The organism is Salinisphaera sp. (assembly GCF_002729955.1).
GTDB lineage: Bacteria > Pseudomonadota > Gammaproteobacteria > Nevskiales > Salinisphaeraceae > Salinisphaera.
Genome location: NZ_PBYA01000034.1, coordinates 75,116 through 84,774 on the forward strand (window position 1 = coordinate 75,116; position 9,659 = coordinate 84,774).

The following is a 9,659-nucleotide window of genomic DNA, read 5'->3' on the forward strand; positions in this document are numbered from 1 at the left end:
ATGTTCGCAGCCACGCGGCGAGACGCGGACTGGGTGCCCTGTTCCATGTTGGATTACGCTTCGCTAATCCAACCTACGGCCTGCGGTCCTTGCCGGGCCTGCGTTCAATAGACGATACGCATCGGCAGATCTTCGCTGTCGTATTCGGGCGTATCGGGCAGCGTGACTGCTTCTTCGTTGGCGATACGCTCGGCGGTGAACAGGCAGGCAAAGGCGTCGGCGATATCGTCGTCGCCGGCCTGTTGTTTGGATACCAGCGCACGGGCATTGGCAAAGGCATCGCGGCCGAAGTGGGCGGCGATGAGTTCGCGCCGCTGCATGTGGCCGGCGCTGCTGCGCTTGGGGTCGGCCAGCGCCTCGCCGCCGTTCATGGCCGCAAAGCTGACTTCGGGATGGGTTTCGTAGAGTCGTGCCTGCCAGTAGGCCGAACGGCGCAGCAGGTCGTCGAGTTCGCGAATCTTGGGCAGCAGGTTGTAGGTCTGGGCCGATAAGCGTTTGCCGCAGTACTCGGCGTTGATGGCGCTGGCCTCGCTGTGATCGCGGCCGAGCAGGGCCGCGCGTACCGGGGTCGGGAACACGCTGGTTGCCCGCCGTCCGGCGAGCAGCTGGCGCGCGGCATGGTCGCAGCCGCGGGTCTGCTGTTCGTCGGCCAGGCCGATGGGCATGTCGATGGCGACCACGGCCGGGGCCAGTCGGTTGAGCAGGTTGGCCAGATCGCGATCGACGAAGGCGCCCTCGTGCGATACCCCGATCCAGCCGCCGGGGCAGCCATCGATGCCGACACATTCGCGCAGCCGGCGCTTGTGGCGTCGGTACTCGGCCAGCGGCGTGGCGAACGACAGGGTATAGCCGTCCGGATCGTGGATATGGAAATAGCGCTCGTCCCAGGGCGCATCGGCCGGCTCGAAATCCGGCTTGAGGCCCGCTGCGAGCGCCCGTTCGTGCTGGGCATCGACATCGTCGACGTAGAATATCGTCAGGCCGCCGCCGGGACGCGCCTTCTCCCCCGCGCTGAGGTTAAGAAAGCTCTCGCCGGCATGAAAGCTGGAAAATCCCGCCTCCTCGCCGCCGAATTTCAGCTCGAACCCCAGCCCCCGATAAAAGGCACAGCTACGTGCCATGTCCGTCACGAACAGCGTGACGGCACTGATTTGACGTATCGACATCACGCGATCTTGCGACGGTGTTTCGCTGGAGGCAAGCACTGTGTTGCCCTTTGGCACGGACGCGCGTAATCGAACGCCGGTGGTATCGTCTGTCACGTTCAGCCAAACCACAGGAGTTGGGTGTCATGGCGCAAATGAAAGTGGCTCAGATCAACAGCGCGGGCGGCGATTTCGAACTGGTCGATCGGCATATTCCGGAGCCGGGGCCGGATCAGGTTCGGGTCAGGGTCGAAGCCTGCGGCATCTGTCATTCCGATGCTTTCGTCAAGGAGGGCGGCTTTCCCGGGCTCGACTATCCGCGCGTGCCCGGCCATGAAGTCGCCGGGGTGATCGATGCGGTCGGCGACGATGTCGACCACTGGCAGGCCGGCCAGCGCGTGGGTGTGGGTTGGCACGGCGGGCACTGCTTCGCCTGCGATTCCTGCCGGCGCGGCGACTTCGTGACCTGTGCGAATCAACAGATCTGCGGCATTTCGTACGACGGCGGCTACGCCGAATACATGCTCGCACCGGCTGAAGCGCTGGTGGCCATCCCCGATGAGCTGACATCAGTCGCGGCCGCGCCGCTTCTGTGTGCCGGTGTAACCACTTACAACGCCCTGCGCAATTCGAGCGCCCAGCCGGGCGATGTCGTAGCCGTGCTGGGTGTTGGCGGGCTGGGCCATCTGGCCGTCCAATACGCGTACGCGATGGGCTTTCATACCGTGGCGCTGTCGCGTGGTACCGACAAAAAGGAACTGGCGCTCGACCTCGGGGCCGATACCTATATCGATACCGAAGCACAGGACGCTGCGGAGGCGTTGCAGGCACTTGGCGGCGCGCGCGTGATTCTGGCCACCGCACCGAACCCCAGGCTGATGAGTTCGGTCATCGACGGCCTCGGCGTGAACGGCCAGTTACTGGTGGTGGGCGCGTCGCCGGAGCCGATCGAGGTATCGCCGTTTCAACTGCTCATGGCACGGCGCAGCGTGGCCGGGCATCCGAGCGGTGCGCCCCAGGATTCCCAGGACACGCTAGGCTTTTCGGCGCTGCGCGATATCGAAACCCGGATCGAGACCTATCCGCTGGCCGACGTCAACGAAGCCTATGCACGCATGATCAACAACGAAGCCCGCTTTCGGGTGGTGTTGACGATGAACTGAATGAACGGAGTTCGGGGCGCGATGTAGCGGCCGTGCCCCGAATCTCAGCTGCGCGCGATTGCGATGGGCGGTCTGGCGACGTGGCGCTTCGGCATGCATGAAACGCAGCTGGCTGTTGTTAAAAGGCAGGTTGTCCGCAAATGAACGCCAAGACACGCGAATAAGGCAAGCCACGGATCGCTCGAAGGCCCGGCGACTTGATGTGTACACCGCACGCTAGAGGCAGTCCGCAAATGCAGCACGGTGTATGCGGAGCTCGATAAGCGACCGTGTCGGCTTCGTTCCTCAAGCGGAACCACAGATTTCGCAGATTACGCAGATGAAGAAGTGCGTGGCACAGGCGCCAGACCACAGCGAACGACCGCGGCTTCTTGTCTTTGATCTGCATGATCTGCGGACCTTTGCTTGTCGCTAATCTCACCAACGCCACGGCTCAAATGACGCCGGTTGCCCGCTACGGCCTAATCAATTCATCTGTGTAATCGGTGTAATCTGTGGATGAAAGAGGGGCCCGTTCTCGAGCAAGCAGATTGTTCGCGAATGAACGCGAAGACACGCGAACAAGGCAGAACATCGCCTGCTCGAAGCCCGGGACTGATACCCGCGCCCGTGCCGAACTTGGTACAGAATCAGGACGCCGTTTTCTCGCGCAGTTCAATCTTGCGGCCATCGGGATCGCGCACGATATAAATCCGTGTACCGTCGAATTCGCGTGTGGTGGTCTCCGGTACCTGCGCTAGCGATTGCGGTATGTGTTCTATCCCAAAGCCAAGACGGGTGTTATCGACTGCTTCGTTTGCCGAGGCGGGATAGAGTTCGAAAACGAAACCGTCGCCCACAGCGGCGTAATGCAGCGGCCCGGTGCCGTGTTTTTCCGCGGCGAAGCGAAACCCAAGGCTTTCGTAGAACTGGCGGCTCGGTTCGAGTTGCCGGCAGCGCAATACCAATAGGTCGAGCTTCACGCCCCGCCTACGACTAGAACAGCGACTGCTGGGGATCGGGCCGGCGAGCGCCAAAGCGCCCGAATTGTTCGCAGGCACGCGCCAGATGATTGGCGATGCTCGACAACGCGGTGATGTCGGCAAAATCGAGGTCGGCGATCAGGCTGCGTACCTGCGCCTGCTCGTTATTGGATGCCGCCTGGAGCAGGGTGGTGAGCAGGGCCTGATCCACCGGCTCGAAGCGCTCGGGATACTTCCAGGCAACGAGTTCGGCCGGTCGCTCGAGCTGGGCGGCAAACGCCTGATCATGCAGTAGTCGGGCCGCGGTCTGCAGGTCCGCGCCATGGCCGGCGACATGCTGGCGGCGGGCGAATTCGTGGCAGGCCTCGGCGTCCACGCCTGCCATCCCGGCCAGCAGGCTGTTTATCGGGGTGTCTTCGGTATAGGCCATGGGCACGCCGGCTGCAAATTCGGAGCGCGCATCATCCGGACACGAGCGGGTGAGTGCAAGGGCTGGATGCCGCTGTGCAGCATGCGGCGCTTGAAAATGGCCGCCGCGGGCCACACTCAAGGCTATCAAGGCGATAGTTTGTCGAGTGATCGCCGCCCATACACCGTTCAACAACGATTCAATACCGCCATGAGCGAAAATCAGAACACCGAAACCCGTGGCTTTCAGGCCGAGGTCAAGCAGCTGCTGCAGCTGATGATCCATTCGATGTATTCGAACAAGGAGGTCTTTGCCCGCGAGCTGATCTCCAACGCCTCCGACGCGCTGGATACGCTGCGCTTCGAGGGCCTGAAGAATGATGCCCTTTTCGAGAACGATCCCGAACTCAAGATCTGGATCGACTACGACAAGGACGCCCGTACCGTCACCATCGGTGACAGCGGCATCGGCATGACCCGCGAGCAGGTCATCGACCGGCTCGGCACCATTGCAAAGTCCGGCACGCGCGCATTCCTGGATTCGCTGTCGGGTGACGAAAAGAAGGATGCCCATCTGATCGGCCAGTTCGGCGTCGGTTTCTATTCTGCCTTCATCGTCGCCGAGAAGGTCGTGGTCGACACCCGCCATGGCGGTGAAACGGCGGGCGTGCGCTGGACTTCGGACGGCGGCGGCGAGTACACGCTGGAAGAGATCAGCAAGGACAAGCGCGGCACCGAGGTCGTCCTGCACCTGCGCGAAGGCGAAGACGAATTTTTGGACGACTGGCGCCTGCGCCATCTCGTGCGCACCTATTCGGACCATATCGCCTTCCCGATCATGATGCGCGAGCAGCTGTCCGAGGAGGACGAGAAGGAGGGCAAGGAAGCCGGCTGGGAACAGGTCAACCGCGGCGCGCCGCTTTGGACCCAGCCCAAGTCGGAGATTTCGGCCGAGGACTATGCCGAGTTCTACAAGCACCCCTGCCACGACTACGAAGACCCGCTGACCTGGACCCACAACAAGGTCGAAGGCAGCCAGGAATATACGAACCTGCTCTATATTCCCAAGCGCGCGCCCTATGACCTGTTCGATCCGAACGGCAAGGCCCACGGCGTGAAGCTGTACGTGCAGCGCGTGTTCATCATGGATGATGCCGAAAAACTCATGCCGCGCTACATGCGCTTCGTGAAAGGCGTCATCGATTCCAACGATCTGCCGTTGAACGTGTCCCGCGAGATCCTGCAAAACAACCAGTTGCTGGACAAGATCCGTGCGGGTTCGGTGAAGAAGGTGCTCGGCCTGCTTGAGTCGATGGCCCGGGACGACGAAGAGCCGGAGAAGTACAAGACGTTCTGGAACGAATTCGGCCAGGTGCTGAAAGAAGGCATCGTCGAAGACCACGAAAACCAGGCCAAGATCGCCAAGCTGCTGCGCTTCAAGACCACCAAGGACGAAAGCGCTGACCCGGGCGTATCTCTGGACGACTACATCGCCCGCATGGCCGAAGGCCAGGCCAAGATCTACTACATCACCGCGGACACGCTGGCCGAGGCCAAGCACAGCCCGCATCTCGAAATCTTCAAGAAGAAGGATATCGAGGTGCTGCTGCTCACCGATCGCGTGGATGAGTGGGTCATGGCCCATATGACCGAATACGAAGGCAAGACCTTCCAGTCGGTCGCCAAGGGCGCGCTCGATCTCGGCGGCGCCGAAACCGAGGAAGAAAAGGCCGAGCAGGCCAAGCTCGAAGAAGAGTCCAAGGATCTGGTGGAGCGCGTCAAGAAAGCGCTCGGCGAACGGGTCAACGAAGTACGGGTGACGCATCGCCTGACCGACTCGCCGGCCTGTCTGGTCGCCGACGAGCACGGCATGTCCGCCCATCTGGAACGGATTCTCAAGGAAGCCGGTCAGGAAATGCCCAACACGGCGCCGCATCTGGAAATCAACCCGACGCATCCGCTGGTCGAGAAACTGGCCGGCGAGCAGGGCGAAGACGAGTTCGACGCCTTCTCGCAGCTGCTCTTCGAGCAGGCGGTACTCGCCGAGGGCGGCGAACTCGACGACCCGGCCACCTTCGTGCGCCGCATGAACCAGATGCTGCTGGCGGTATCCAAGGGCGCGGCCGCCTAGGCGTTCGCGCATGCCGTACCGGCTGCGACACGGCCGGTGCGGACAGCCTTACGACACCAACCGTGAAGGAGGCCCGCATCTGCGGGCCTCGCTCGTTGAGTACGTTGCAGGCATAGTGAGTAGCAGATGCACGAGTGGGTTCGAGCAACAACGAGGTAGAAAGAACATGACACGACATCTCTGGACTTGCGCGGCGCTGGGTTTGCTGGCGCTTTGTATCGCGCCGCTGGCTTCGGCACAGACCGTGTCCATCGGTGGCACCAGCCTGGAGCTGGGTGCATCGCGCGCCGACACGCTGGCCATCGCCAATGCCCACTTCAATACGATACCGGCCCAGGCCGACGGCCAGTACATGCTCTTTCCCAAGCAGGGCCCCGTGGTGGTCGGCCGTGATACCTACGGCAAACCGGTGGGGACGCTCACCATTCGCGATGACAAGCTCACCCGCATATCGCGCAACCTCGGCTCGTTTCGTAGCGAGGATGGCGAACAGGCCATCGAGAATCTGATCGCCACCTTCGCGCGTGCGCCCAACCAGGGTGATACGCCGGCGGTACACACCGATACCGGCGTGAGCGGCGATGCCAGCACCTCGCGGGTATATTTCAGCTATCCGGATCGGGCGATCCAGATCGTGCTCTACCGCCCGAACAACCGCTCCGGCATGGCCACGATCGATATCACCGAGCAGTACGCATTGCGTCCGGGTACGGTCGGTCAAGCCCAGACGCAGCGCTAAGCGGTGATGGGCTGGCTCGCCGCGCTTGCGGTGGTTGTTGTCCTAGCGCTGGCCGGCTATGCCGGCCGGCTTTGGTGGCGCGTGCTCAACCAGCAAAAAGAGCGCGAAACCCACAATGCGGCCGTGCTCGCCGAAACCGAGGCCGACCTCGAACACAGCATGGCCATCATTGCCGACAGCCTGCTCACCGGCGAGCTCAATCTCTCCGAAGGCGCGATCCGGCTCAAGGTACTGCTCGACCATTACCATGCCCCGGGGGGTGCCCAGGCCGATTATCCGGCGATCTACAGCCTGTTTCTGTCGACCTGCACCATGCCGCGCGGCGAAGAGCGCGATGCCTGGCCGCGTGACGAGATCCGGCGCATGGATCGCGAACGCGAAATGCTGGAAGTGGCCGCCAAGGATGCCGTGCTCGATGAAGCGGCCCGGCTGCGGCAGCGTTTTGGCGTACCCCGCGGCCGCGAAGGGCTCGCCTCGGCGCGCCCGGTTGATGCTGCCTGACAGCAGCCGGGCCGAATGGCGGCCCGTCTGGAAGGTTGTGCTGGGCTCGAAAACACGGGCTTGTCTGATCGCGCGTTTCGAATCTACTTCGTGAGCGCCGGTTAAACCTTCGGGCCGCGCCATTCCATTTGTTGCAGAACAAACGCCCGACGCGGCTTGCCGCGAATCAGCCCTGTCGGGCTTCCAAAGCCTCCCAGCGCTCCAGGGCGTTCTCGAGATCGCTCTGCGCCTTGCCCAGCGCTTCGGTCTTGCGCTTGATTTCGTCGGCCGGCCGGTCGTAGAAGCCGGCTTCACCGAACTCCGCCTCGTAGCCTTCGATCTTCGTTTCGAGCTTTTCAATCGTGTCCGGCAGGGCACGCAATTCCTTGCGCTCGGCGCTGCTTAACGGATTGGCCGGTTTGGGCTTGGCGGCGGCCGGCGCGGGCTGGGGCGTGGCCTGGGGCTTCTTTGCCGCAGCCGGGGCGGGCTCGGCCGTGCGCCGGCGCTGGCGCAGCCAGTCGGTATAGCCGCCTACATAGTCGTTGACCGCGCCGTTGCCTTCGAACACGAGACTGCTGGTGACCACGTTGTCGAGAAAGGCACGGTCATGTGACACGAGCAGCAGCGTGCCCTCGTAGCTCATCAGCCGTTCTTCGAGCAGCTCCAGCGTCTCCACGTCGAGATCGTTGGTGGGCTCGTCCATGATCAGCAGATTGGCCGGGCGGGTGAACAGCTTGGCCAGCAGCAGGCGGTTGCGTTCGCCGCCCGAGAGGACGTGCGTGGGGCTGCGGGCGCGCTTGGGCGAGAACAGGAAATCCTGCAGATAACTCATCACGTGCCGGTCCTGGCCGTTGATGGTGATCGAGGAGCGGCCCTGCGCCACGTTGTCGAGCACGCTGATGGAGTCATCGAGCGCGGCCCGGTGCTGGTCGAAATGGGCGATATCGAGATTGGTGCCGAGCTTGATGGTGCCGGCATCCGGCTCGATGCGCCCGAGCAGCAGGTTGATGAGCGTGGTCTTGCCGCAGCCGTTGGGGCCGATGATGCCGACCTTGTCGCCGCGCTGGATCACGGTCGACAGATTGTTGACGATCGGTTTTTCGTTGTCGCCGTCGCGCCAGGTATAGGCCAGGTTTTCGGCCACGATCACATGCTTGCCGGAGCGGGCGGCGTCTTGGGTAACGATATTGGCGGTGCCGCCGCGTTCGCGCCGTTCGGCGCGCTCGGCCCGCATGGCCTTGAGCGCGCGCACGCGCCCTTCGTTGCGGGTGCGCCGGGCCTTGATGCCCTGGCGAATCCAGACTTCTTCCTGGGCCAGGCGCTTGTCGAACAGGGCGTTGGCCTTTTCCTCGTCGGCCAGCATCTTTTCCTTGCCCTCGATGAAGGTGTCGTAATTGCCCGGCCAGGAGGTGAGCTTGCCGCGATCCAGATCGATGATGCGGGTGGCCAGATTCTTCAGGAAGGCGCGGTCATGGGTGATGAACAGCAGCGCACCGTTCCAGGCCAGCAGCATTTCCTCGAGCTGGGCGATGGCCGAGATATCCAGATGGTTGGTGGGCTCGTCGAGCAGCAGCAGGTCGGGTTCCTGCACCAGCGCGCGGGCCAGCAGCACGCGGCGTTTCTGCCCGCCCGACAGGGCTTCGAACTGCCAGTCGGCGTCCAGATTCAAACGCGACAGGGTGGATTCGACCTGGGGCGCGAGCGTCCAGCCGTCCATGGCTTCGACCCGGGCCTGGGCCTTGGAAAAGGCGTCCATCACGTCCTCGCCGGCTGACAGGCGGGCGGTGAGTTCGTGAAAACGCGCTAGGGCCGCGCCGACGTCGCCGAGTCCGCCGGCCACCACGTCGAATACTGCGCCGGACGTACCCGCCGGCACCTCCTGTTCGAGGCGCGCGATACGCAGATCCGGCTTTTGTTCGCGGATGACCTCGTCCGGCTCGATCTCGCGCGACACGATACGCATGAGCGTGGATTTGCCGGTGCCGTTACGCCCGACCAGGGCGACGCGCTCGCCGCGGTCGATACTCAGTTCGGCGTCGTCGAGCAGCGGATGGGTGCCGTAGGCCAGACGCAGGTTGCGCAGTTGCAGAATCATGGGCGCGACAACATCGCGAGGTGGGAAATCGAGGCGGGTATTGTACGCGTTGGCGGGCGCGGTCGTGGGCCGCGGCCCGGCAAGCGAAGCGACTGCCAATCACGGCCCAAACAACCCATCTACGCAATCCACGAACCGATGGGTTCTCGATCTTGGCTCAAACGCAGCTGCTGCACTCAGGCAAGTAGGTTGTCCGCAAATGAACGCGAAGACACGCGAATAAGGCGAAAGGGAGATTGCTCGAAGGCCGGGCGGTGAGATGTTCGCGCCGTACGCTAACGGCAATTCGCAGAGGGTGCCTGTGTGCGCAGTTCGGTAAGCGAGCGTGTGATGGCTTCGTTCCTCAAGCGGAACCACAGATTACGCAGATTGCACAGATGAGGAAGCGCGTGGCGCGTGCGTCAGACGACAGCGAACGACCGCGACTTCTTGTCTTTGATCTGCGTGATCTGCGTCGATCTGCGGACTTTTTCATCCGGCCATCGCTACCAGGATCAGGACGCCAATGCAGTCGGCCTCGCACCACGGCCAAATCA

8 protein-coding genes are annotated in these 9,659 nt (G+C 62.9%); 4 read left to right on the forward strand and 4 right to left on the reverse strand.

Features of this window, described 5'->3' with window-relative positions; genetic code table 11:
- Positions 1–104: 104 nt before the first annotated feature.
- Positions 105–1,166, reverse strand: a complete 1,062-nt coding sequence (locus tag CMN27_RS10650; protein ID WP_293626318.1) for a DUF429 domain-containing protein — start codon at positions 1,164–1,166, stop codon at positions 105–107.
- Positions 1,167–1,291: 125 nt separating this feature from the next.
- Between CMN27_RS10650 and CMN27_RS10655 the strand changes: the two genes are divergently transcribed.
- Positions 1,292–2,308 carry an alcohol dehydrogenase gene (locus tag CMN27_RS10655; RefSeq protein WP_293626320.1) on the forward strand — a complete coding sequence of 339 codons (1,017 nt, stop codon included), beginning with the start codon at positions 1,292–1,294 and terminating at the stop codon, positions 2,306–2,308.
- 629 nt (positions 2,309–2,937) lie between these two features.
- On the opposite strand, the gene CMN27_RS10660 is transcribed toward CMN27_RS10655, so the two are convergent.
- The gene (locus CMN27_RS10660; protein WP_293626322.1) at positions 2,938–3,270 is read right to left on the reverse strand and encodes a VOC family protein; all 333 of its coding nucleotides are present in this window, start codon (positions 3,268–3,270) and stop codon (positions 2,938–2,940) included.
- 13 nt (positions 3,271–3,283) lie between these two features.
- Positions 3,284–3,700: a hypothetical protein gene (locus CMN27_RS10665; protein ID WP_293626324.1), complete on the reverse strand. Its 417-nt coding sequence runs from the start codon at positions 3,698–3,700 to the stop codon at positions 3,284–3,286.
- A gap of 189 nt (positions 3,701–3,889) precedes the next feature.
- Between CMN27_RS10665 and htpG the strand changes: the two genes are divergently transcribed.
- From htpG to CMN27_RS10680, 3 genes are all read left to right on the forward strand, one after another.
- Positions 3,890–5,809 (forward strand): molecular chaperone HtpG, encoded by a 1,920-nt coding sequence (gene htpG, locus CMN27_RS10670; protein WP_293626326.1) that lies wholly within the window; start codon positions 3,890–3,892, stop codon positions 5,807–5,809.
- A 166-nt stretch (positions 5,810–5,975) separates the two neighbouring features.
- Positions 5,976–6,548 (forward strand): hypothetical protein, encoded by a 573-nt coding sequence (locus CMN27_RS10675; RefSeq protein WP_293626327.1) that lies wholly within the window; start codon positions 5,976–5,978, stop codon positions 6,546–6,548.
- A gap of 6 nt (positions 6,549–6,554) precedes the next feature.
- The gene (locus CMN27_RS10680; RefSeq protein ID WP_293626333.1) at positions 6,555–7,049 is read left to right on the forward strand and encodes a DUF2489 domain-containing protein; all 495 of its coding nucleotides are present in this window, start codon (positions 6,555–6,557) and stop codon (positions 7,047–7,049) included.
- 166 nt (positions 7,050–7,215) lie between these two features.
- Here CMN27_RS10680 and CMN27_RS10685 read toward each other — a convergent pair whose 3' ends face one another.
- Complete coding sequence (locus CMN27_RS10685) at positions 7,216–9,123, reverse strand: ATP-binding cassette domain-containing protein (protein ID WP_293626329.1); 1,908 nt, start codon at positions 9,121–9,123, stop codon at positions 7,216–7,218.
- Positions 9,124–9,659: the final 536 nt, after the last annotated feature.

Bases quoted from the DNA above. Each gene is read 5' to 3' on its own strand.
- CMN27_RS10650 (WP_293626318.1), bottom strand. From the start codon at position 1,166: ATGTCGATACGTCAAATCAGTGCCGTCACGCTGTTCGTGACGGACATG.
- CMN27_RS10655 (WP_293626320.1), top strand. From the start codon at position 1,292: ATGGCGCAAATGAAAGTGGCTCAGATCAACAGCGCGGGCGGCGATTTC.
- CMN27_RS10665 (WP_293626324.1), bottom strand. From the start codon at position 3,700: ATGGCCTATACCGAAGACACCCCGATAAACAGCCTGCTGGCCGGGATG.
- htpG (WP_293626326.1), top strand. From the start codon at position 3,890: ATGAGCGAAAATCAGAACACCGAAACCCGTGGCTTTCAGGCCGAGGTC.
- CMN27_RS10675 (WP_293626327.1), top strand. From the start codon at position 5,976: ATGACACGACATCTCTGGACTTGCGCGGCGCTGGGTTTGCTGGCGCTT.
- CMN27_RS10680 (WP_293626333.1), top strand. From the start codon at position 6,555: ATGGGCTGGCTCGCCGCGCTTGCGGTGGTTGTTGTCCTAGCGCTGGCC.
- CMN27_RS10685 (WP_293626329.1), bottom strand. From the start codon at position 9,123: ATGATTCTGCAACTGCGCAACCTGCGTCTGGCCTACGGCACCCATCCG.